16 protein-coding genes are annotated in these 22,886 nt (G+C 62.0%); 7 read left to right on the top strand and 9 right to left on the bottom strand.

Features of this window, described 5'->3' with window-relative positions:
* The 8 genes from H8F26_RS13145 to H8F26_RS13110 form a co-directional block, all read right to left on the bottom strand.
* The gene (locus H8F26_RS13145; protein ID WP_197154626.1) at positions 1 to 2,289 is read right to left on the bottom strand and encodes an N-acetylneuraminate synthase family protein; all 2,289 of its coding nucleotides are present in this window, start codon (positions 2,287 to 2,289) and stop codon (positions 1 to 3) included.
* Positions 2,290 to 2,578: 289 nt separating this feature from the next.
* A complete protein-coding gene (locus H8F26_RS13140; protein WP_197154625.1) occupies positions 2,579 to 3,610 on the bottom strand; it encodes a hypothetical protein in 1,032 nt (343 codons plus the stop codon).
* A gap of 65 nt (positions 3,611 to 3,675) precedes the next feature.
* Positions 3,676 to 4,752, bottom strand: coding sequence for a hypothetical protein (locus tag H8F26_RS13135; RefSeq protein WP_197154624.1), 1,077 nt, complete (start codon positions 4,750 to 4,752; stop codon positions 3,676 to 3,678).
* The gene (locus H8F26_RS13130; protein WP_197154623.1) at positions 4,749 to 6,029 is read right to left on the bottom strand and encodes a glycosyltransferase; all 1,281 of its coding nucleotides are present in this window, start codon (positions 6,027 to 6,029) and stop codon (positions 4,749 to 4,751) included. Before H8F26_RS13130 ends, H8F26_RS13135 begins: the two co-directional genes overlap by 4 nt.
* Positions 6,026 to 8,044: a glycosyltransferase family 2 protein gene (locus H8F26_RS13125; protein ID WP_197154622.1), complete on the bottom strand. Its 2,019-nt coding sequence runs from the start codon at positions 8,042 to 8,044 to the stop codon at positions 6,026 to 6,028. Before H8F26_RS13125 ends, H8F26_RS13130 begins: the two co-directional genes overlap by 4 nt.
* A gap of 538 nt (positions 8,045 to 8,582) precedes the next feature.
* A complete protein-coding gene (locus H8F26_RS13120) occupies positions 8,583 to 10,094 on the bottom strand; it encodes a glycosyltransferase family 2 protein (protein WP_197154621.1) in 1,512 nt (503 codons plus the stop codon).
* A gap of 12 nt (positions 10,095 to 10,106) precedes the next feature.
* Positions 10,107 to 10,985 carry a class I SAM-dependent methyltransferase gene (locus tag H8F26_RS13115; protein ID WP_231605630.1) on the bottom strand — a complete coding sequence of 293 codons (879 nt, stop codon included), beginning with the start codon at positions 10,983 to 10,985 and terminating at the stop codon, positions 10,107 to 10,109.
* A 39-nt stretch (positions 10,986 to 11,024) separates the two neighbouring features.
* The gene (locus tag H8F26_RS13110; protein WP_197154619.1) at positions 11,025 to 11,312 is read right to left on the bottom strand and encodes a hypothetical protein; all 288 of its coding nucleotides are present in this window, start codon (positions 11,310 to 11,312) and stop codon (positions 11,025 to 11,027) included.
* Between the two features lie 255 nt (positions 11,313 to 11,567).
* Between H8F26_RS13110 and H8F26_RS13105 the strand changes: the two genes are divergently transcribed.
* Both H8F26_RS13105 and H8F26_RS13100 read left to right on the top strand, forming a co-directional pair.
* Positions 11,568 to 11,822 carry an AbrB/MazE/SpoVT family DNA-binding domain-containing protein gene (locus H8F26_RS13105; protein ID WP_197154618.1) on the top strand — a complete coding sequence of 85 codons (255 nt, stop codon included), beginning with the start codon at positions 11,568 to 11,570 and terminating at the stop codon, positions 11,820 to 11,822.
* Positions 11,819 to 12,214 carry a type II toxin-antitoxin system VapC family toxin gene (locus tag H8F26_RS13100; RefSeq protein WP_197154617.1) on the top strand — a complete coding sequence of 132 codons (396 nt, stop codon included), beginning with the start codon at positions 11,819 to 11,821 and terminating at the stop codon, positions 12,212 to 12,214. The genes H8F26_RS13105 and H8F26_RS13100 overlap by 4 nt, the downstream gene beginning before the upstream one ends.
* Positions 12,215 to 12,268: 54 nt before the next feature.
* Here H8F26_RS13100 and H8F26_RS13095 read toward each other — a convergent pair whose 3' ends face one another.
* Positions 12,269 to 14,194: a hypothetical protein gene (locus tag H8F26_RS13095; protein ID WP_197154616.1), complete on the bottom strand. Its 1,926-nt coding sequence runs from the start codon at positions 14,192 to 14,194 to the stop codon at positions 12,269 to 12,271.
* 100 nt (positions 14,195 to 14,294) lie between these two features.
* Between H8F26_RS13095 and H8F26_RS13090 the strand changes: the two genes are divergently transcribed.
* From H8F26_RS13090 to H8F26_RS13070, 5 genes are read left to right on the top strand one after another with little or no spacing between them, the layout of a single operon-like run.
* Positions 14,295 to 17,186 (top strand): glycosyltransferase, encoded by a 2,892-nt coding sequence (locus tag H8F26_RS13090; protein WP_231605192.1) that lies wholly within the window; start codon positions 14,295 to 14,297, stop codon positions 17,184 to 17,186.
* Positions 17,183 to 18,043, top strand: a complete 861-nt coding sequence (locus H8F26_RS13085; protein ID WP_197154614.1) for a peptidylprolyl isomerase — start codon at positions 17,183 to 17,185, stop codon at positions 18,041 to 18,043. Before H8F26_RS13090 ends, H8F26_RS13085 begins: the two co-directional genes overlap by 4 nt.
* A 5-nt stretch (positions 18,044 to 18,048) precedes the next feature.
* Positions 18,049 to 21,054: a peptidase domain-containing ABC transporter gene (locus tag H8F26_RS13080; RefSeq protein ID WP_197154613.1), complete on the top strand. Its 3,006-nt coding sequence runs from the start codon at positions 18,049 to 18,051 to the stop codon at positions 21,052 to 21,054.
* Positions 21,054 to 22,598, top strand: a complete 1,545-nt coding sequence (locus tag H8F26_RS13075; protein WP_197154612.1) for an HlyD family efflux transporter periplasmic adaptor subunit — start codon at positions 21,054 to 21,056, stop codon at positions 22,596 to 22,598. The genes H8F26_RS13080 and H8F26_RS13075 overlap by 1 nt, the downstream gene beginning before the upstream one ends.
* Positions 22,598 to 22,873 carry a hypothetical protein gene (locus H8F26_RS13070; RefSeq protein ID WP_197154611.1) on the top strand — a complete coding sequence of 92 codons (276 nt, stop codon included), beginning with the start codon at positions 22,598 to 22,600 and terminating at the stop codon, positions 22,871 to 22,873. The genes H8F26_RS13075 and H8F26_RS13070 overlap by 1 nt, the downstream gene beginning before the upstream one ends.
* Positions 22,874 to 22,886 lie beyond the last annotated feature (13 nt).

Genomic DNA, 22,886 nt, shown 5'->3' with positions numbered 1-22,886 from the left:
TTAGCGACTAATTTGTTCGTAGAAACGGACAAGTGAACTATAGAATTTATAGCCATTATCTAAATGACCTTGCCATATCTCGGGAATTAGAAAGAGGTTGATATCTGATTTGGTAATATACTCATGTAGGCTCTTGAAGTCTATAGAGCCTTCTCCGACTTCTAATCCCTCTGCATTGACTCCCTGAGCATCGGAAAGGTGAATATGTGATATGCGACCTTCCATGACGGACAAATGATCTTCAATGGTTTCATTAAAGTATGCACAAGAGAGGGCTGTGTGCGAAACATCAAAACATATATTGGTTGTTGATGCCTTTAAGAAGTCGGCAACTCGCTGGCGACTTGTGAGTAGATTATGAAAGCTACGACCGCCTTGATGCCAAGGGAAAGGTGGCATCGTCTGAGGTAAAAAACTATAAGTTGGGTGCTCCAAAGATATTCGTTCAATAGACATGGATGCACGTCTTAGGGCTTCCTCGTACTCTGCCAAGGAGAGAAAACCATCCTGGGTAAAACCACCCATATTGAGTACTACTTGTACCTTTTCACACGGTAAGAAATATTTCCGGAGTTTGTCGACGTGGAGACAGAGACGCGTAATTTCATTGAATGAGCGGTCTAATATCTTGGGATCATCACTTGCTAAGTCAAGAATAAAGCCATCTTCGTACTGCTCAACAGCATGTACAATAAGGTGGGTTTTCTCATGGCTATGATCAACATAGTCAGCGGGATTGAGGGCTAAATCACGATCAGACATGTGAAATTCAAGCATGGGTACATTAAAGATTTTTTGCATAACCTTAACGTCATGATATCTAACGGGAATGCCGGGAATGTAGCCTCTAGCAATAAGACCTGAGATTATGGGTCTCAGATCTTCTGTGAATAATTGATCTTCTTCGTTGACGAAGTCGGAGGTTGTAAGAAGCTTATTTGCAGCTGTATCCTGTTTTAGCTCCTTACCAAGTATCTGAGTTATTTGGTCACTTGCCAATCCTGAACCAGGAGATATCAGATGAAGATCATTAGCTGTAACACAGTAGCCAGATGGTTTATCTTCACGCAGGGCAAGGCTCTTGCCAAGCGACTGTCGATTTGCTAGCTCGCCTTGAGAAGGAGTACGAGGATTAGGTAAACCTAGCGATTGATATACAAGTGAACAATTATCGACAAACTCGGGGAGATCTTCAACTTCAATAGAAGCTTTGTGATCGGTTCCCTTTGAATCTCTGGATCGGGTAATATGAAATTCAAGAATGCTTGCTCCGCACAATACGGCGCTTATGGGTATTATCGGATTTCCATCATGTGACGAGTACCCTACTATTGTTCTTGTAATATCTTTGAGGCGAGGTATATAAGAAAGGTTCGAGTCCTGAGGTGGGGACGGATATGTTGAATTGCAATGAAGAAATGCATGTTCTACCATGAGAGCTTGCAGATATTGGCTTGTGCTTCGGATTTCGCGCTCATAACTCATTCCTGTTGAAAGCAAGAGTGGCTTATCGGTTTCTGCACAAGCTTTAATAAGACCTCGATTCGTCAAGTCGCAGGAAGCAATCTTTAGAGCCGACGGATTGCATTCGAATTCTAATATGTCATTGAGTGCAATTTCATCAAAAGGCGTGACAATGGCTTCTAAGCCTAAATCCCTTGCAAAATTGCAGCTATCCGAAAGTTCTGAAATGGAAAGGCGTGTACGCTCAATCTCGGCAATAATATATTGAGTCCCAAGATCATAGCTATTTATATAGTCTAGATTATATAGATGTAGACTTCTATGTTGAAACTTGACTGCATGGCACCCAGCCTTGGCGGCTGCCTCAATTAAGAAGTAAGCTTCGTTGATGTCGCCATTGTGATTAACGCCAACTTCCGCGATAAGAAAAGGTCGCTTGGATGTGCAAATGCGATGTGCCCCTATTTCTAAAAATGGCAGCTGATCTGTTACCACTCTTACCACACGCCTTGATGAGTCAACAACTGGAAGCGCCCTAATACTCGGGGAGAAGTGACCTTCTATTGTTTCGACGCTGTCTTGAATGTGACCAATGATAGGTGTTTTATTTGCAACATCTTGAGCGGAGATATTGCTTAATGCAATTTCTGAATTGCGAGCGAGATGTTTAGCGATATCTCCACTAGAGACAACTCCATAGAGGCTGCCGTCATTATTCAAAAGAACAATGGGGAGACCATCGTTTTTGGAAATATATTCAAGTGTCTTCGCCAATGGAATGCTTCGTGATGCTGCATAAGGCGGCTCAGGAAGGTGAAACTGCATTGCCGTACTCCTTAGACTCGTTGATACTAGCGCAGCCTTCACGCCAACTGAAGGCTGCTACTAAACCGGTTCTTGGCTCGCTGAAGCTGCGCTTCATTGAGGATGATGAAAGAGTGATACTAGCTTCCTTGTCTGCAGCCATGTATAACTAGGCATCTTAAAATAAGGGCACCTCGAAACATGGATCCTACCAAGCCCGAGCACTCAAGCTTGGCCTGTCGGGGAAATAAATCTAAATTGCCGGATCCCGCAGATTCCGAATTTTGAGGTGCCCATAAGTAGTCTCGAATCAACATGAGAGTGGTTTGCTGCGAATTTCTTCAAGAAAAGCCTCATAGGGTGGCCTTCCATAGGAAAGTATCGCAGACAGGGCATATGCCGTTTCCGAGTCAACTACATATTCGTTTTGCTTTAAGAATGGATATAGGAAGAACACGGGCCGAGCCTCATCCGAAGACACTCCAGAAAGATAGCGTTCGGCATTCTGCGTAAACACCACATCAGGCTTCATAGCATCCACCAGTTCCACATGGAGGAATGGGGTGCGCACAAACAGTACTTCCTGGCTGATCAGGGAAAGGGTGCGTGCAATGTCTCTTCCGAAGCTGTCGCCACTAACCAGAACCCTCCCTAAACCAGCAGGTTTAGCATCTGCAGTGATGAAGTTGCGATTGATGTATAAGTCAATGATGCCGTTGTTGCCGCCGGCCAATCTATTGGAATAGCAGCTGATTGATCTGGGAAGAACAATTCGTTCACAGTCTTCGTAACGAGCAGGGGAGAGCTTGGAGCCGAGATCGCCAGACCAATTGCTCTGGTATTTAAATTGTAAATGATCAGCATTCGGAGTCAAGTTGATTCCCTCTTCGCCGAAAGTGGTTACCAGCAATTCCCTTGTCATCAAGAGGGTGCCTGAGGGTCGGTAATGAGTGTCAACTCGATAGCAGTTTTGCCTGTAATTGTCGGCCAACAGCTGGCGCGGATATACCACCCAGCTTCTAAGTGCCTCAACTGGGGCTGCTTGAAGATATTCATCACCAAGGTATGCTTGCACCTCCACGGGAAACACCTCTTGACACACTGAATGTTTATCCGGAGCGATCAGGTGGGCATAGCGGATGCCTCGGCGCGTTAACTGTGCCTGGCGCCGTTGAATATTGGCCCAGAAGTGTCGCAAGGATTCCGGTTTTACCGCAGCACTAGCTTGGGCGAATCGGAGAGGACTGTGGCGGCCGCCGCTCAGGAAGAGAAATCCATCTTTCCCTTCAAGAACCAAATCATTGTCAGTTCCCCTGAGGATGGACGAAGCTAATTCACTCATTGGTGGCCACTAGGTAGGGATGGGTCGAAATACTGATTATAATCTTGTTTGGCTTGGTTTGTATCTTATTTCTCATGGTCGTGATTCCTGCGCTGATTGGCGCGTTCGAGGAGGACCACTCGATCGGCTAAGACCTGTACTTGCTTGTCAATCTTTATGGTCAATTCCAGCAGGATTGAGGCAATTGTTTTCAAGACATCAAGCTCAGAGGGCGAGCTAACCGCTAGTGAGGCAGTTGGATCCTGAAGCATAGGCTGGCCCTTGCTATCAAGAATCTCATTGACTAGGTTCATGTCTTCCGAGAAGATTCTGACGATTTGTGAGACTTCCTCTGGGGATGGATAAAGTCCAGACAGTGACAATGCTTGTAGTCGACTATTTTCTAGCTCGTACTTGCTGAGCAGTGCTGAGACGGCATCCGGGAGTGCCGGCTCAATGAACTGGTTGTTGTACAGCGCATAAAGAGCGAGGGAAGCTTCGGTGGGTGAAACATTCTCTCTTTGCTTTCTGGGTCCAGGGAGATGGGGCTTGGAGCCGGGAATGTGAACGAGAAAATGCTCTACAACATCATCTATGCAATCGTAATTGTAAAGGCTGAAAAAATCACCAAAGGCTGTGAGCCAAATGCTCATTTTCTTGCCGTATTCAAGAAAGCTTTTCCGTGTGCGCACCCATTCTGAAAATCCCATGATTGGCCCCTTATTGGTCTTGTGCCGGATTCCCCACTGCTTGTATGCAGCTAAAATGTAGGCCTGCATGTTGCGCGCATAGGCTATCACTCGAACTCTTGACATGCCTTTGGATTCAAGCCCTTGGAGCAACGGAATATACAGCTCTGGTCGCTCGTAAATTGATTCGTTGCTCCAAACGGCTGTGCTTGACTGGCCCAATTGAGCTAGCTTCTCGGTTAGTACCTGTTCAAGTTCTGCTCTGGCTTTCTCGGTAGGCATTCGTTGCAGGATGCCTATTCCACCTGGCTGTTGCCATGGGAATGCAGCCTTTAACGGTATGTGTTCGAGGTTTAGGCCAAAGTAGTGAATATCATCCTTGACGAGGTTGTTCTTGATCTTCGAGAGATGCTTTTGAATCGCTGTCGATCCAGTCTTCCCGGTGCCAATATGTACAATTAATGTTTTCGTCATCTGGCGGTTGCAAAAGGAGCTTCAGCCTCTGCGAGGAGCCGGCGATAAAGGGTACTGTGTATGTCTGCGCAATCTGAAGCAGTAATGGGTTGGGGGATCTCAAGCCTCAAGGCTTGATGCAACGACGTATTCCCCATCGCCTTTTCGAGCACGCCAGCCAAGGCGCCTTCGCTGCGGGCCGTGAAGGTGAGGCCGCCGTGGCCATTCACCTTTTCGGCGGTTCCGCCGATGTTGCTGCCGATCACCGGTCTGCCGTAGTACATCGCTTCCTGGATCACCACGGGGGAATTCTCCCACCAGATGGAGGGAACCACAACCCAGTCGTTCTCCTGCATCAGGGTTTCGAGCTCAGATTGCCGGTAGCTGCCCTTGAGCAGAACCCGATCGCGAACCTTGTCGTGAAAGAGCTTGAATTCCTCCTGGAATTCCTCTGGCTGCTGTTCCAGGTTGGCGCCATAGATGTTCACCGTGAAGTTCTGAATGCCCTGTTCCTGCAGGAGGTACACGGCTTTCAGCAGCAGAAGCGGGCCTTTGTAGAGATTCAGCTGGCCAAAATAGGCAAACCGATTCAGCTTGTCTGAGAACGTGCTGCAGACCCGATCTCTCGTGCTCAAGTTGAAATGGTTGGGGAGGCCGTTTTCGATCATCAGGAAGTTGGGATGATCGATGCCACAGTTGCGGTAGCGATCGATCAGAAATGTGCTCGGGCTGATCAGCGCATCGCAGCTCTCGAGAATGGTTCGGATGTAGTGATGCCGCAGAAAGAAATCGCTGGTGCTGTTTTCCGGGTAGCACATCGAGCAGGCCAGTGGTGTGGCCTTCTCGCAGAGTTTCAAGGTGTGGGTGGCCACCATCTGGCCGTTGTGCCGGCATAGGGAAAGGTATTCGTGCAGAGTTACCACAATCTTTGCCTTGGGGCAGAGGGTTTGCAGCAGGGGGATGATGTCGATCCCGAAATGCACGTAGTGCTGCAGGTGAATCACATCAGGGTTGATATGCCCCAGCAGCCTCTGCAGGCTTCGCCGGATGCTGGAGATGTGGGCATTGGTGAAGCGAAACCACTCACAGCTGGTGCCGATCAGATATTCCCGGTCTGTGCCTTCCACGCTGCGCAGCTCACCATGGGCCAGCACTTCCTTGCTGGTGTGCACGGCTGCCAGGATCCAGGCATTGATTCCATCCCTGCCTTGGATCTCGCGGAAGAGGGAGAACGCGGCATTTTCGGCTCCTCCCACGGAAAAGTTTTCGTGGCCGTGGATCAGGTACAGAACATTCATGGGGTTGTGATCCCTGCGCGCTTCATGCGCTCGATCGCACTGCACCAGCGCTGGTGATGGGTGATCGCATTGGCGGTCATCACCTTGGCCTTGAGGCTGTGATTCTCATCTCCTATCCCCACGCTCTGCCGCTCCAGGTGATGGAACACGGCCGCGAGGTCCACCAGGATCGGTAGCCCCATGCTGCGAATCTTGAGGCAGAGATCGGAATCCTCAAAATCTCCCACAACATAGTGGCTGCTAAAACCCCGCAGTTCGCGGTAGAGATCCGTGCGCAGCATCAGGCAGGCGGCCGTGGCGGCCTCCACTTCCTGGAGCTCCAGCTGTTGTTGGTGGCCATACCCCGTATTGACCCCCTTGAGCGGATGTTCGTTGAGCCAAAGCCAGCTCAGATCGCCATCGAGATCGGGCTCGGTCACGAATTCCATGCCGCAGTGCTGAATCGCCCCGTTGTCGAACAGCAGGCGAGCTCCAAGGGCGCCAATGGCTTCGCCGTGTTGCTGCATGGCACGAAGCATCAACTCAAGGCTGTCATCCTTGGCCGGCAGCACATCGGAATTGAGCAACAGCAGCAGTGGAGCCTTGGCCAGTTGGACGCCGCTATTGTTTGCGCCCGCAAAACCCAGATTCGCTTGATTCTTGATTGTTTCAAACGGCACGCTGTAAAGCGTTTGGCAGCGCTTTGTGAGGGCATCAAACTCCTGGTTCAGCCGGGGATCATCCAAGACATAGATCAATTGGATCGCCGGAATCTGGTTCCCTTTCCGCCTGCGCCAGGCGTTGAACCAATTGAGTTGATACTCCATGAAGTCCAACCGGCCGTACAGGGGCACAACCACACTCAGCTCTGGATCCTCAGGGGAGCCAACGCTGAAGGATTGGTGTTCACCCGGCTGTTCGAGCTTGGCCAGAAGCTGCTGGCTCCATGCTTCTCGAGCCCGATGCAACAGCATCGGCGCCTGCAACCGGGTGGGCTGGGCGATGGCCGTATCCAGCACCTGCTTGAGCTGCTCTGTGCCCAGCGTGGTGCTCTGCAGGCCGCGCCGCAGGCAGAACTGCATGCCACTTCTGAGCACCACGAAGAGCTCAGCTGCCTCGCCGGGTTGATAGCTCAGCCTTTCTTCCGGCATGGCCAGAAGCTGCAGGCGCAGCCCTGGATGGAGATCGCTGCTGGCGTGGCAGCGCTGGAGAACCTCGTGCAGGTCTGGCCGGCTGAAGTAGCTGGCTTCGCCGAGATTCAACCGCCATACACGCTCTCCCCGCACCAGGCACAACTCCCGCAACTGGTTGCTGGGGTCCACCACCCATCCCTCCAACTGCAGGAGCGTGCCGCATGGGCTGATCCGAAGGGCATCGATGGCAGCCACAATGCCGGCGTCCTGGGCTCGGTCTACCGTGTGCTTCAGCTCCTCGCGGGGGTTGCTTTCCAGCCACTCCAGCGTAGAGATCACCCGGCCCAGCAGATCCACCTCGTGCAGGTTCTCGGAGCAGAGGGGAGACTGCCTTAGGGATTGGAGGCATTCCCCTGCTGTGGATCGATTCCCTTCGCCGAGGTGGATCCAGCAGAGCGCCAGGCCGGCCTGGAATCTGGTGACAGGCGAGATGGCTCCCTGTTCTGCCTGCTCTGCTTCCACGATCTCGATCAGCCGGATCTTCGCCTCTCCCAGCTGGCCCAATGCCCGCAGGCTGAGCGCAGCAAACAACTGGGCCCAAGGCAGCAGATCCCCTGCCTTCTCCCCAGCGGCCACGGCTGCCGCCAGCAGTGGGTGGGCCAGGTCGTGCCGATGGCTTTCGTAGGCAGCATGGCCCAGGGCATAGAGATCCTGGGGGTCCAGCTTCTCGATCAGCGTGGGCAGGATGTCGTATCCGATCCTCCGAAGGATCGCCTGGGGATCAGCGCCGCTCGCCACCTGCTTGCGCAGTTCTTCGCACTGCTGCTCTCGCAACGAGACGGCCAGTTCGCTTCCTTCGGGATGGAAACGGCGCTTGAGCGGGCGGGGATCGGAGGGTTGCACCGAAGACAATGCCGGCACAGCGGCAGAGGGTGGCTGCCTCAGTGCAGGTTTAGTTCGCTTGGCAACCTGTGGCTTTGCAGCAGGTTGTCTGGCGGGCGGTGATTCCTTGATCATCCTGTCCGCCCGACCGGGAGTGCCTTCGCTGATGCGGACCCACTCGGTCCAGAGATCCGGCTGTTCTGGGGAATCGAGAAGCTGCCGTTGCAGCGTGGATCGATCGAACACCCGGGGCCCCTGCATCGTGTGAATCCAGCTCTCGCTCGCGCTGCGCACCGGCGCTAGGAGCTTATCCTCGATCACTGGGAATGGGAATCTGCTGCTGCAACTTCACCGCTTTTCCAGTCCAGCCGGGCGAGGATCGCCAGCAGGGCGCGGTGATCAGAGGGATTGTCTCCTGTCCACGAGGCTTCGCCCTGAAGTTGCAGGATGGTTGTTCTTGATACCGGATCACAGCTCCAGGGCAGGCAGATCGCATTGATCCCTGGATGCAGCAACACTTGCAGGCTCCTGCATCCCCTGTTGCTCGCCAGGTGGAGCCTCACCTGCTGGGTGGCCTCTCGATCCTCCCCCTCAGGAAGGTATAGATCAAGCTCCAGCACCCCCTGATCGCCAGTTGAGTGGTCGAGATCGAGCAGCAGCCGATTCCCGGCAACGATCCAGCCGTCCGCTTCGAGCCCCTTGCTGTTGGCCAGCACACGCACGCCCAGCCTGTCCCAGCCGGGTAGGCAAGGCACGGGCTGGGGCCGTCTGGGAAGGGAAGCTTCGCTTCGTCTCCGGGGCCCACGGCCTCCAGGTTCAACTGATCCGCGATCCAGCGGTCCAGGCCCGGCCACTCCGCCGGCAGGCAGCACACTCCTTGCTCCTGCCAGTGGGTGTGTTCCTGCCAGGCCATGGGTTGAAACCCCCTCTGCCTGCAGAGCTCCAGCTTCTGCTCATCTGGCTCACACAGCAGGGCGGGAGGCCGGCTCTGGAGCGATCGATCCGCCGCCACAAACCAGGGCGTGCCAGGGGAGGGTTGGCGAACCTCGATCCACTGCTGCCACTCCCTTCGGAGCCGCTCGAGATTGCTGTTCTGGTGCTGCTTGAGGCCGGTGTCCGTTCGGCGCGAATGGCTCAGCCCCTCCAGATGCAGGATCCGGGCCTGCGGTTGCACCAGCACCGTATGGCCTGCCTGCCACACCCGCAGGCAGAGGTCGGTGTCTTCGCAGTAGGCCGGTCGGTAGCGCGGATCGAAGCCCTGCAGCTCCTCCCACAGGGAGCGGCGGATCGCCAGGGCGCAGCCACTCACGTAGTCGCACTGGCGTTCATAGGCCAGGGCGAACCAGTGCTCCGGCGGAAAGCCGCGCCCGTGATTCCACACCTCCCCATCGCTCCACACGATGCCGCCCACCTCCAGCGGGCCGCCGTTGGCCCCCCACACCGCCGCGCCCACCACGCCGGCCTCGGGGTGTCGCTCCAGGCTTCCCCACAACCCCTCGAGGCAGTGGTCCCCCACCAGGGTGTCGTTGTTGAGCAACAGCAGCACCTCGCCGCGGGCCAGGGCAGCGGCTGCGTTGCAGGTGTCGAGAAAGCCCTGGTTCCGCTCGGAGCGGCACACCCGCAGCCAGGGCACCTGGCGCCCCAGCTCGGTGGTGGCATCGCTGGAGGCATCATCGGCCAGGATCACCTCGAAGCGCACGGTGTTGGCCGCCGCCACCAGGCTGCGCAGGCAGTTGAGCGTGAGCGGCCAGTGGTTGTGCGCCGGGATCAGCACCGAGATCTGCGGCGGATCGGCGCTGCCTTCCGCCACCCATTGATCCGGCGCCGGCAGGGTTTCCAGCCCCCGCAGCGCCAGGGCGTAATACAGCAGCCGGAATGCACCTTCTGGATCGTGCCGCAGGCAGCGCTGCAGATCACTCCAGCCGGGCCCTCCCGGCAGCAGGGCGGCGAGGTTCAGATCCGGCAGGGCCGAGAGATCGCCCATCTGAGCGATCCGCTCCGGGGCTCCACCACCCAGGCAGTGGGTCCAGTGGCGCAGCAGCGGCAGCCAGGCCAGGGGGTCGCGGGCCATGGGCTGCTCCGCTCAGCGCACGGCTTCGATCACCAGCACGCCCGGCAGATCACTGCCGAGCACTCCGTGCTTCCAGCTGGCGATGTGGTGCACCGCCACCTCCTGGAAACCTGATGCCTGCAGCTGATGGGTGAGTTCCCAGCCGGGAATCCGGTACACCAGTGAGCCTGTCTCGGGGCGGATCGGATCCCCGTGGAACTCGGCGGAAGTCAGCAGCGCCGTTCTGCCGCTGCGGGGGTTGTGTTTCGCCTTCACGATTGATTCCTGCTGCCCGAAAGCCATCGGGCAGGTGGCCACAAGGTGTCCGCCTGGCCTCAGCACTCGGGCGATTTCACGGAAGCCCAGATCCAGATCCCGCACATGCTCGAACAGTTCGTTGCAGAGCACCAGATCGAAACTGGCATCCGCAAAGCTGAGGGCGCAGAGGTCCTGGTGGTCGATGTCCTGGCGTTGCAGTTCCGCATCCTCCAGGAATTCACTGCACACCATTCGCTCGTTCCCCAGTTTCCGCCGTAGCCACAGGGCAAAGCCGCTGAGGGCCTCCACCAGGTAAACATCCTTCTGGGCCAGTGCCTCCAGCGAGCCGTAGCTCTGCTCCAGCACCTTCAGCACAGCCCGGTTGCGGCTCAGCAGGCCATTGCCGATGATCGATTCGCGGTAGTTCGGCCCCTGGATCTGGAGCGCCTCCGGTGGGATGTGCTCCCCGCTGAAGGGTTCCAGGATCCCCAGCGCCTGGGTCACCTGGATGCAGTCGGCCAGCAGGGCCCCCTGTTGCAGCAGCTCCGCCAGAACCGGCTGGAAGGCCTCAAAGCTTGCGTAGCTGTGTTGGCTGTCGTGCAGGGCGAGCACGCCCTCACTCGGCATCAACTGGGGACGCTCCGGGGCCTGCACCAACGGTTGATCGTCAATCTCACCTCACCTTAGGAAGGCTCAGCCAGGCTGGTGGAGTAGCGCCGCATGGCGCAGAGCCTCGATCAGATTCAGCCGCACCGCCTGCTGCTGGGCCGCGTCCACCACCTCCGCCGAAGCTCCCTCCTTCTGCGCCTGCAGAAACGCCAGTGCCGCCTGCTGCTGCTGTTTGGCCTGGTCAGCTCCCGGCTCGATCGTGTGCAGCAGCGCCGCCCCGTAGCGCAGCCATTCGGCCGGATCGTGGCTTTCCAGCGGATGGGCCTCGATCACCGCCTGCCAGTCGCCCCGCTCGAAGGCCTGCTGGGTCATGGAGGTGCTGGGGGGGTGTGGCTTTCAGGCTATGCGCTCTTTTGTCGAGCGACGCGCGCGCTTTTCAGTCGCTCCCCACGAATTCTGGTGATGAAAACCTCTTCCTCTTCGGTAGTGCAAGCGGGAATTCCGATCCCGGCCACTGCCGATGCCGTGATCGCCAGCGCCGGCACGAGCATGGGGTGGGAGGTTATGCGGTTTTGACATGGTAAGGCTGTTTTGCATTACCTTGGGAGCCTGCTGAGGGGGCAAGCGATGTCTGCTGCGTCGTTGACGGTGACCCGTAAGGGGCAGCTCACCCTGCGTAAGGAGCTTCTGCAGCATCTCGGCATTCAGCCTGGCCAGCGGGTTGATGTGGAAGTGCTTCCCGGCGGCCGTCTCGAGCTTCACGCGGAGCGTGCCACCGGCGAGATCAGCGGCTTTATTGGTCTGCTGGCTGGTCGCACAACGCGGCGGGCCACCCTGGATGAGCTCAAGGGTGCGGTCGCCGAAGGCTGGGCTGGCTTGTGAAGCTCACTGCCGACACCAACGTGTTGGTCCGTGCCCTGGTTCAGGACGATCCAGATCAGGCCCGCGCAGCCTCCGCTGTTCTCGAACAAGCTGAGTTGATCGCTGTGCCGCTGCCGGTGCTGTGTGAGCTCGTCTGGGTGCTGCGACGCGTGTATCGGTTCAGCGGTGCAGACTGTGTGTTGGCGATCGAGACGCTGATGCGATCGCGCTCCGTTGTGGTCGATCGCCCGGCGGTTGAGCTCGGCCTGCGCCTGTTGGCGGCTGGGGGCGACTTTGCCGATGGGGTGATTGCCACGGCCGGCCAGGCCCTCGGGGCTGATCTGTTGGTCACGTTTGATCGACAGGCCGCCTTGCTGTTGCACGATTGCGGTGAGCCTGTTCTCGCCTTGTGATTCATTCGATCTGAGCCCATGGCTTCAGTTCGGTGGTCATGGCCAACATCGGTTTCACGCCTGGGGCGACCCCAGCGCATCGAGGCCGCCAGCGCTCTCCATGCAACGCCCCTGCAACCAATCGGCCACGCTTCCCCCGCCGCACACCGTGCGCACCCCGAAGCGTTGCTGCATCGCCAGGGCCAGCGGGAGCCGGTAGGCGCCGCACTCCGCCAGCAGCACGTCGAACGGGCGTTGCTGGTGCAGCTGCTCCACGGCACTCCCGCAGTCCGCCAGGCTGTCTTCAAAGCCGGCGGCGGGCCGCATCGGATGGCAGCTGCTCGGCCCCGGCAGGCAGCGCAGGCCGAAGGCCTCCCCCACGAACGGTTGCCCGTCGCGATGGGCCCGTTGCACCGCCTCCCAGCGCGCCCCCACATACACCACCTCCAGCCCCCCCAGGCTCTCAGCCAGGGAGCCCTCGCCCGGGGTGGCCACAATGCCGCCCGCCTCGAGCAAGGGCAGCGCCAGGGCCTGGCTGCTCGCCTCGGCACTCCAGCCCTGGGCCTGCTGCAGTGCCGCCAGGGCCGGCTGAGCCCAGCGCAGCAGGCTTTCGATCGGGGCATGGGAACTGGCGTAGAAGCCCCCGGCCCGATGCCACTCCCGCAGCACCGCCTCGGCAGACCACAGCGCCATCGGCCCCTCCGGATTGGCCTCCTGCCAGAAGGCTGTGTCGTGATGGCGGCGGCGCATCGCCACCAGGGCTTCCTCCAGAGCCGGCCGCCGTTGCTGCAACTGCAGCAGCAGCACCAGTTCGATCGGCTCCAGCTCCACCACCATGCCCTGCCTCCACGCCACCGCCGGCAGCGGCTGGCAGCGGGTCTCCAGGGCCTTCTGCCACTGCTGGGCTGCCTGGCTCAGCACGGCCACGCCGGTCAGCCTCAGCGTCGCGTCCCCCTGCTGCAGGCAGCGCTGCAGGCTGAGAGCCGCGCGTTGGGCCGGTTGGCTGGCCCGCCGCTGGTCCTCCAGGAAGGCCTCCAGTGCCGCAGCGGCTCCCTCCAGGTCGCCATCCACAAAAGGGGCCAGATCAAAGCTGTGCTGCTCTGAGTCAGCCTGGCTGCCCCACAGCACCAGCTCCAGCGGCAGGGATGCTTCGGGGCGACCTGGCGGATCCACGTCGGCATCCAGCCACTCGGCCTCCACCAGCTCCAGCCCGTCCTGCCGGCCCGTCCCCCGCTGGATCTGGATCAGCTCCAGCGCCAGCTTCGCGCGCAGCACCGCGGCGGCAAAGGCCTCCTGCCGTTCGGGCAGCACCCGCAGCCGAGCCAGCCGCTCCAGCACCGGGCCGAGGGCTTCGCCATCCAGCTCCGCCTCCTGCAGCAGGGGCTCGAGGCGGGCCTGGAGCAGGTCGCGGCAGGCCAGGGTCACCCATTCCGGCGCTGGATCCAGCAGCTCCGCCAGCCGCAGAAACAGGTCGAGGCTGCGTTCCCCGGCCTCCGCCTCGCTCCGATCGCGCCAGGCCAGGGCCCCTTCCTGCACCAGTTGCTGCTCATACACAGGCAGCCACTCGGGTGGCACCAGCGGCAGGGAGGCCGCTGCCTCGAGGGCCTGGCTCACGTCCCAGCAGATCCCAGCCCTTCGTTCGCCTTCCAGGGCCGCCTCGCCATCCGTTCCGAACACGGCCCCATGCACGCGAACCGCCACCTGAGCCAGCAGCTCGCCATAGCGGCTCCAGAACGGCTCCGCCTTCTCCGGCTGGGCGGCCACCAGAGCCTTCACATGCTGCCGCAGGGCCTCCAGAGCCTCCAGGGCCTGCTCCAGCTCCCGCTCGTCCAGGGCCCGGCGCAGCTGTTGGGTGGTGAGGTTGGCGATCTCCAGCAGCAGCTCCTCCGCTGTGGCGATCGGGCCGCTCCTCTGCGGAGTCCGCTGCAGGTCGTTCAGCAGGGCCAGCAGGGCCCCGGGGGACAGGGGCAGCGCCCGCAGCTGGGCCAGGGGCAGCCACACGCCAGACCCAACCCTGCGGGCAGCCGGTGGGTTCCGGGGCGCGCTCGACACGGTGTCTGCAGGGCATAGGGTCATGCCAGCCGATTCCAGCACGGGTTCCATGCCCCCCGCGTTGCCCATGGGCCTGGCCGAGTGGCGCCGGGGCGCCTTCCTTGGCCACCTCGAAGGCTGGGATGCGACCCATGGGCTGCACGGCTGGGCCAGCCGTTGGCCGCCGGCGCCCGAGGCTCCTCCGCTCGTGCTGCAGCTGGTGCTGGAAGACCTGCTCCAGCCCGGCGCCTTCCGCACCTTGGCCGAACTGGTGGCGCAGCAGCCGCGCCCCGATCTGCAGGACCAGGGCCTGGCCGCCCCCTGCGGCTTCCGCTTCTGGTGGACTTCGGCCCATCCCCTGCCGCCCTATTCCCAGGGTCTGGTGGTGCGCCTGTTCTTCGACGCCGAGCGGCGCTGGGAGCTGTCGGGCAGTCCGCTGCGGCTCGATGCCGGGCTCTACCGCCTCATCGCCCAGCAGCGCCACCAGGGGGCGGCCCGCGGCGGTGGCCTCAGTGGTCGCCAGGGGGGGCTGCTGGCCGGCTGGGGCCAGGGCCCCGAGCCCCTGCAGCTGCGCCTCGATGGCGCCATCGGCCTGCCCCTGCCTGCACCGGAAACCCCCACCGCCGCAGCCTGGCCCTTCCAGCTGGAGCTGCCTCGCCATGTCTGCGATGGTCGCGTCCATCACCTGCAGCTCGAGAACGCGGCCGGCGAGGTGCTGGATCAGCGCTTCGAACTCCTGCCCTTCCAGCTCACCTCCTGGGATGCCCTGCAGGTCCACTGCCGCCCCCCCTTCCCCGATCAGCTCGCCCCCCTGGCCCGTGAGCGCTACCGCAGCCTCCACACCTGGCTGGCCTGGGCCGATGCCGATGCCACCCCCCTGCCCGCCGATCTGCCCCTGCTGCAACGCCTGCTCGAGCATCCTCTCCGCCGCGAGGCCGCCGGCCCCACCGAACCCGGGCCCGATGGCAGCCCCGTGCCCCGCCGGCCCCTCTCCCTTCCCCTCGCCGCTGAGCCCCTGGTGAGCGTGGTGGTGCCGGTGCACAACCACTACCCCGTGACCCGCCGCTGCCTCGCGGCCCTGGCCTATGCCCCCACCCGCGTGCCTTTCGAGGTGGTCGTGGTCGACGACGGCTCCACCGATGGCACCGCCGAGGCCCTGGCCGCTGAAGCTCCGGGGGTGCGGCTGGTGCGCCATGGCTTCGCCCGCGGCTTCAACCAGGCCTGCTGCAGCGGCGTGGCCGAGGCCCGCGGCAGCCTCGTGGTGCTGCTCAACAACGACACCGAACCCTGCGCCGCCTGGCTGGAGGAGCTGCTCGACCCCTTCCAGCGCTGGCCCGATACCGGTGTGGTGGGCGCCCAGCTGATCCTGGCCGATGGCACCCTGCAGGAGGCCGGCGGCATCGTGTGGGGCAACGGCGAACCCTGGAACTACGGCCGCGGCGGCAACCCCTGCGACCCCCGCTACGCCTACGCCCGCCAGGTGGATTACGTGAGCGGCGCCGCCCTCGCCATCCGCCGCGAGCTCTGGAACCAGCTCGGCGGCTTCAGTCCCGAATTCTCCCCCGCCTACTACGAAGACACCGACCTGGCCTTCAAGGTGCGCCAGGCCGGCTTCAGCGTGCGCTACGCCCCCCTCTCCCGGGTGATTCATCACGAGGGCGTCAGCAACGGCACCGATCCCACCACCGCCTCGGGCCTGAAGCGCTACCAGGAGCTCCACGGGCCCCTGTTCCGCCGGAAGTGGGCCGCGGCCTTTGACGGGCCCGAGGAGCCCAGCCGCCAGGAGGCCGATCGGATCAAGGATCGAGGCATCGTGGGCCGTGCCCTCTTTCTTGATGCCGAAACCCCCCGCCCCGATCTGGATGCCGGCAGCCACGCCGCCCTGGTGGAGATGGAGCTGGTGCAGGCCCTCGGCTGGAAGGTCTCCTTCCTGCCCCTCAACCTCGCCTGGCTGGGCAACTACAGCGAAGACCTGCAGCGCCGCGGCATCGAGCTGCTCCATGCCCCCTTCGTGCTCTCGCTCGAGCGCTTCCTGCAGGAGCGCGGCCAGGAGTTCGAGCTGGTGTATCTCACCCGCTACACCGTGGCCCTCACCGCCCTGCCCCTGCTGCAGCGCCATGCCCCCCAGGCGAAGCTGCTCTTCTGCAATGCCGATCTCCATTACCTCCGCCAGCTGCGGGCCGCCCGGGCCGAGCAGCTCAGCGGCGAGGCCGCCCGAGTGGCCCTCGCCGCCGTGGAGGAGGTGAAGCAGCAGGAACTCGCGGTGATCCGCCAGGTGCACCTCACCTTCAGCTACTCCGAGGTGGAGCGCGGCGTGCTCGAGGCTGAGACCCTCGGCGAAGCCGCCACCGCGGCCTGTCCCTGGGTGGTGCAGGCGCCGTCCCAGCCGGCCCCCCTGGAGGGGCGCCAGGGCCTCGCCTTCCTCGGCAGCTACGGCCATCCCCCCAACCGCGATGCCGTGCAGGCCTTCCTCGAGGAGGTCTGGCCCCTGCTGCTGCAGCAGGATCCTTCCCTCACGTTGCACCTGTATGGCAGCAGCCTCTCCCCCGAGCTGGCCGGCTGCTGGGGCGCGCATCCCGGCGTGGTGGCGGCCGGCTGGATCGCCGAGGCCGCCCAGGTGTACGAGCGCCACCGCATCTTCATCGCGCCGCTGCGCTCCGGCGCCGGCATCAAGGGCAAGGTGGTGGCCGCCGCCGCCCACGGCATTCCCCAGGTGCTCAGTCCCCTGGCGGCCGAGGCCACCGGCCTGCGCCATGGCCAGGAGGTGTTCCTGGCCCGCACCCCGGCAGAGTGGTGCGAGGCGGTGCGGCAACTCCACACCTGTGCAACCACCTGGGAGGCCATGAGCGCCGCCTCCTTCCGCTACGCCCGCTCCACCTGGAGCCGCGAGCGGGGCCTGGCCCTGATGGCCGACGCCCTTGGGCGCCTGCAGCTGCCCAGGCGGGACCCTGTGGCGTCATGACCACCTCTTCCCAGCCCCTGCCCATTCCCCATCGGGCCATGCCCGAACCCCTCTCCGGCCTGCCCGAACCGGCCGTGGTGGAACTCGCCCCCGGGCGCCCCTTCCTCTCCCTCAGCGAAACCAATCGCCTGCTGCGCCGCCAGGGTCTGGGGCCATCCCTGGCCCGGGCCTGGGTGCTCGAGGAGCTGGTGGAAGCGATCCCGCTGGCCCCAGACCAGGAGAAGGCCCTGATCCGCACCTATCTGGAAGCGCGGCAGGTGAGCAATGAGGAAGCCCTGCAGCAGTGGCTGGAGCAGCACCAGCTCAGCCTGGCCGATCTCTCCTTTCTGGCCACCCGCGAGCATCGGCTGCAGGTCTTCCGCCAGCGGCGCTGGGGCGAGGAAGTGGAAACCCGTTTCCTGCAGCGCAAGCTGGAGCTCGATCAGGTGGTCTATTCCCTGCTGCGGGTGCAGAGCCGCGAGCTGGCGGAAGAGCTGCACCATCGCCTCCTGGCCGGCGAAGCCGAGTTCGCCAGCCTGGCCGCCGAGTTTTCCACCGGTTCCGAGCGCCACAGCGGTGGCCGCCTCGGCCCCCTGCCCCTGGCCGCGGGGCACGCCAGCCTGGTGCGCCGCCTGCGGGTGGGGCGGCCGGGTCAGGTCTGGCCCCCCTTTCAGGCCGGCGCTGTCTGGGTGGTGCTGCGGCTGGATGAACTCCAGCCCGCCCGCTTGAACGACGATCTGCGCTCCCGCATCATTGGGGAGCTGTTCGAGGAATGGCTTCAGGATCGGGTGCGTCAGCTGCTGGCGGGAGAACCCTTGCCTCCCCTGGCTCCGTTACTGGCCCTGCTCGAGCCCCAGGATCTGCAGCCAGGTGGATAACTCCGATGCCTGAATCGTCCCCAGCCCTGTCTTCCGATTCCTTTGGAGCCGCCGCCGGTTCGCCGGGCTCCTCAGCCCGCTATGGGCTGTTGCGGGAGTTTGAACCCTTCGATCAGCTTCCCCAGGCCCAGGCCGACGCCCTCGATCCCCTGCTGGAGCCGAAGCGCTATCGCCTCGGGCAGACACTCCTGCGCCCCGATGTGCTGCCCGAAGGGGTGCTGCTGATCTGCAGCGGCCAGATCCGCAGCCTCGGCCCCACGGCCGAAGGGCGTGGGCTGCGCACCCTGGAGCGGCTCGGACCCGGCTCCCTGGTGGGCTGGGCGGGCCTGTTGCGCCGCGAATCCTGTGAGCATCTCCGGGCGGCCACGGAAGTGGAGGCCCTGCTGCTGCCCGCGGCCGCCTTCCGCGATCTTCTCTCCGCCCAGCCGGCCTGCCAGGCCTGGTTCCAGACCCACACCTGTGCCGCCGAGCTGTACAGGCTGCTGCGGGCCCTGGCGGCGCGCGACGGCCTCGGTGAAGCCCTGCTCGACGACTGGCCCCTGCCGCCGGAGCAGGTGCGGCTGCGCAGCCTCGTGCCCAGCGGCGGCACCGAATTCAACCTGCCCCCCGGCTTCCGCTGGTACGCCAGCAGTGGCCTGCCCCTGGCCGAGCCCTGGAGCGAGAGGCCCCTGGCGCCCCTGCGGCCTGATGCCCCCTGGCTGCGCCTGGTGGGTCTCGCCATCCCGCCGGAGGCCCAGGCACCGATTACCCTCGGGGCCGAACCCCTGCGCCCAACCGTGCTGGCGGAGGTGCTCGACCCTTCGGACTACAGCGCTTCCCCCGAAGAGCCCATGCGCCGCGCCGGCGACCGCACCGGCATCCTCGCCCTGGCTCGGGCCAGCGGCCCCCGCGAGATCCCGATCGCCATCTGCCAGGCCCTGGCCGAGTTCTTCGGGATTCCCCTCAATCGCGACGCCCTCGCCGATCAGGTGGACGCGATCCTGCAGCGCCAGGCCCAGCTCAACCTGGTCAACATCGGCCAGATCCTCGATACGGCCGGGCTGCGGGTGGTGCTCAGCCGCATCCCGGCCGATCGGCTCTGGCGGGTTCCCACCCCGGCCCTGCTCTGGCAGAACGGCCACTTCGGCCTGCTCGATGGTGTGGACCCCGATGGCCAGGCCCGCCTGCTGGAGGCCTCCCTGGGCACCCTGCGGGTGCCGGTGCAGGAACTGATCAGCCACGAAGGCGGCGAGATCGAGCTGCTCCTCTTCGATCGCAAGCCCGAAGCCAAGCAGCAGAACTTCAGCTGGAGCTGGTACTGGCCCTTCCTGAGCCCCCACAAGCGCGAGCTGGTGGAGGTGCTGGTGCTCTCGGTGATCGCCAATCTGCTCAAGCTGGTGCTGCCGCTGGGGCTGATGGTGATGCTGCGCTCCGTGCGCTCCAGCCGTGAGCTGAGCGTGCTCTTCAGTCTCGCTAGTGTGATGCTGCTGGCGGTGATTGCCGAAAGCCTGCTCAAAACGTTGCGCACCTATATCTTCACCCAACTGGCCAATCGGGTCGATCAGGAATCCAAGATCACGATTCTCGATCATCTGGTGCGCCTTCCCCAGGGCTTCTTTGACAGCAGACCCGTCGGCAGGATCACTTATTACTTCGCCATGCTGGATCGCCTGCGCGAATTCCTGCTCGGCAAGACCCTGCCGTCTGTGATTGATCTGGCCTTCAGCCTTTTTTACATCATTGTTCTGTATCTGATCAGCCCCCTGCTCACCATGGTGATGCTGTCCACCCTGCCGCTCACCATCGGCCTCGCCCTGGTGGCCAATCCCGTGGTGCGACAGCAGATCAAGCGGGTCCAGGGATTCTCTGTGCAGGCGATGAGTTTCCTCAACGAGGCGATCACCGGCATCCAGACAATCAAATCCCAGAACGCCGAGCTGCGCACCCGCTGGGAGTTCCAGAACCGTTACTCCGCCTATATTGGTGAGGATTTCAAACTGGTGCTCACCCGTGAGAGCATCAAGAATCTGTCTTCTTTGCTCGACAAGCTCAACCAGCTCCTCATCCTGGTGGTCGCAGTCTGGATGACCATTCAAGGTGAGCTCACAATCGGTGGGCTGATCGCATTTCGCATCATCTCGGGCTATATCACTGGTCCAATCAGCCAGTCGATCTCCCTCTGGCAGGATCTGCAGTTCAATACCCAGGCGCTCCAGCTCGTGGCCGATGTGGTGGATCGGCCCACCGAGCAATCGGAGCAGGAGAGCCAGGCCATTCCCTTGCCACCGATTCAGGGGCGGATTCAGTTTGTCGATGTGGCCTTCCGCTTCCGCGACGATGGCCCCCTTGTTCTTGAAGGAATCAGTCTTGAGATCCCGGCCGGCTCCTTCGTGGGCCTGGTGGGAGGTTCCGGCAGCGGTAAATCCACCCTGCTCAAGCTCCTGCCCCGCTTCTACAAACCCCTGCAGGGGCAGGTGTTGATCGATGGCTTCGATATCACCAAGGTGGAGCTCTATTCACTTCGCCGCCAGATCGGAGTGGTGCCGCAGGATTCCCTCCTCTTCGATGGCACGGTGAAAGACAATCTGCTCATGGTGAAACCTGATGCCACCGCCGCCGAGATGATCCGCGCAGCCCGCATCGCCTGCGCCCATGACTTCATCATGGCCATGCCTAAAGGCTACAACTCCAGTGTGGGTGAACGCGGCGCTGGCCTCTCCGGCGGTCAGCGCCAGCGCCTCGCCCTGGCCCGTGCCGTGTTGCAGAACCCCCACCTGCTCATCCTCGATGAGGCCACCAGTGCCCTCGATGCCAACACCGAGCGGCAGGTGTGCATCAATCTGTTCGAGGCCTTCCGCGGCCGCACCGTGTTCTTCATCACCCACCGCCTCTCCACGGTGAAGCCGGCCGATACAATTGTTCTCATGGATCAAGGTGCCGTGATGGAAGTGGGCAGCCACCGGCAGCTCATGCAGCTGCGTGGCTGGTACTACGCCCTCTGCCAAAGCCAGAGTCAGGAGGGTGTCAGCTGATGGCGTCTCCCGCACCACGCTCTCCCCGTTCGGCTCCAGAGCGACTCGAGAATCTGATCGAGCGCTCCATCGCCTGGCTGCGCTCACCCCGCTCCCGCCGCCCTGCCAGCCGCAGTGGCTCCAGCCCGGATCCCCAGACGGTGATCCCTGTGCGGGTCGATCTGGTGGGCGGCGATGGCGATGCTGGCGGTGGTCAAGGTCGTGGCAAGTCGCCTCCCATCACCACGCAGGCGTCTGCCCATCCCTTCGCTTCGGAGCTGTCGACCACCTCCAGAGGGGCCGCCACGCAGGAGTGGCGCTTCAGCCAGCCTGTGATGTTGCGCAAGTCGCGGCGCCCCTCCACCGTTCTGGTCTGGACGGCCGTGGGCACCCTCACGGCCGTGGCGGTGTGGGTCACCGTGGCGCCCCTGTCCGAAACGATCGCGGTGCAGGGAAAGCTCGAGCCCACCAGCAATGTCAAGGAGGTGAAGTCTCCGGTGGCTGGCCAGGTGGAAGCCGTGCTGGTCAAGGAGGGGCAGACGGTCCGCCAGGGTCAGGCTCTGCTGCGCTTCGATCTGCGTCAGGCCCGCAGTCGCCTTGCTTCTGCGGAGAGCATCCGCCAGCGCCTGCTCAATGAAATCAGCGTGGCCCGCGCCACCCTCGGGGAGGAATCCGCTCGCGCCTCCCTCAGCCAGAACCAGCGCCGCCAGATTGATGATCGGGGCCTGGAGTTGCAGAGCCGCCTGGATGCTGCCCGCCAGGAGCTGCGCAAGAGCGAAACGCGCCTGGCCGGCTATCGCGAGTCGCTGATCACCTATGCCGATATCGCCCAAAGGTATCAGCAACTGGTCACCACCGGGGCCGTAAGCGAGCTGCAGCTTCTGGAAGCCCGCAACAAGGCCCAGGAGCTGCGCTCCCAGGTGGCTCAAGAAGAGGAGGAGATCTCCCGCCTCCGCTCCCAGCTGGTCAATACCGGGTCCGGCACCGACGTGGAGCTGCGCACCAGCATCGAGGCGAACCTGCGTCAGATCAGCGAGCTGGAGGGCCAGATCCGCGAAGCCAAGCTGCAGATTCAGTACGGAACCCTGGTCGCCCCCAGTGATGGCCTCGTCTTCGATATCTCCGTAGGTCGGGGCAGTGTGGTGGGGGCCGGTGATCCCGATCCCGTCGTCAAGGTGGTGCCGCAGGATGCGCTTCAGGCACGGGTGTATCTCCCCAACACCAGCATCGGCTTCGTGCGGGTGGGGCAAGCGGCCGAACTCTCGATCAGCACCTACCCCGCTGCAGACTTTGGCTACGTTCCCGCCGAGGTGGTGCGGATTGGCTCGGATGCCCTCACCGCCGAGGAGCAGACGCGGGTGCTTGGCACCAAGGCCGAAGGCCTTTACTTCCCCGCCGTTCTCCGGCTCAAACGGCAGACCATCCCCCTGCGCGAAAGTTCCGTTCCCCTCCAGGCCGGCATGACTCTCACGGCCGATCTGCATCTGCGCGAGCGCCGCGTGATCAGTCTGCTCACCGGGCTCTTCGAAGATCAACGTCGTAACCTTGAACGGCTCCGGCTCTGATGTCCGAAGGCGAGTCTCACTCCTGGTGGAGGTTCGTTCCACCCAGCGAGCAGGCCGAGAGAAAGGCGATCCTGTGGCGGCTGCGGCTGCGCAACCGGCTCAACTCCCGTGCCTTCTGGCTGCTGCTGCTGCTGGGGTTCTACGCCGCGGTCTACCTGGCCTTGGTGCGCCTCCTGTCTCCCCCGATCGTGGTGTTGGCTCTAGCGCCGATGGTGTTGCTGCCCATGCTCGGCTACCTGGCCTACTGGCTCACCTGGAAGGAGTTTCATGAGTGATGACCAGGATTGC

The sequence above is a fragment of the Synechococcus sp. CBW1006 genome, assembly GCF_015840525.1.
Classification (GTDB): Bacteria; Cyanobacteriota; Cyanobacteriia; order PCC-6307; family Cyanobiaceae; genus CBW1002.
Note: the sequence above shows the minus strand (reverse complement) of the source record. Positions and strands in the feature narration are given on the sequence as shown.

Coding starts and splice junctions, on each gene's coding strand:
- H8F26_RS13145 (WP_197154626.1), bottom strand. CDS start 2,289: ATGCAGTTTCACCTTCCTGAGCCGCCTTATGCAGCATCACGAAGCATT.
- H8F26_RS13140 (WP_197154625.1), bottom strand. CDS start 3,610: ATGAGTGAATTAGCTTCGTCCATCCTCAGGGGAACTGACAATGATTTG.
- H8F26_RS13135 (WP_197154624.1), bottom strand. CDS start 4,752: ATGACGAAAACATTAATTGTACATATTGGCACCGGGAAGACTGGATCG.
- H8F26_RS13130 (WP_197154623.1), bottom strand. CDS start 6,029: ATGAATGTTCTGTACCTGATCCACGGCCACGAAAACTTTTCCGTGGGA.
- H8F26_RS13120 (WP_197154621.1), bottom strand. CDS start 10,094: ATGGCCCGCGACCCCCTGGCCTGGCTGCCGCTGCTGCGCCACTGGACC.
- H8F26_RS13110 (WP_197154619.1), bottom strand. CDS start 11,312: ATGACCCAGCAGGCCTTCGAGCGGGGCGACTGGCAGGCGGTGATCGAG.
- H8F26_RS13105 (WP_197154618.1), top strand. CDS start 11,568: ATGTCTGCTGCGTCGTTGACGGTGACCCGTAAGGGGCAGCTCACCCTG.
- H8F26_RS13090 (WP_231605192.1), top strand. CDS start 14,295: ATGCCCCCCGCGTTGCCCATGGGCCTGGCCGAGTGGCGCCGGGGCGCC.
- H8F26_RS13085 (WP_197154614.1), top strand. CDS start 17,183: ATGACCACCTCTTCCCAGCCCCTGCCCATTCCCCATCGGGCCATGCCC.
- H8F26_RS13080 (WP_197154613.1), top strand. CDS start 18,049: ATGCCTGAATCGTCCCCAGCCCTGTCTTCCGATTCCTTTGGAGCCGCC.
- H8F26_RS13075 (WP_197154612.1), top strand. CDS start 21,054: ATGGCGTCTCCCGCACCACGCTCTCCCCGTTCGGCTCCAGAGCGACTC.
- H8F26_RS13070 (WP_197154611.1), top strand. CDS start 22,598: ATGTCCGAAGGCGAGTCTCACTCCTGGTGGAGGTTCGTTCCACCCAGC.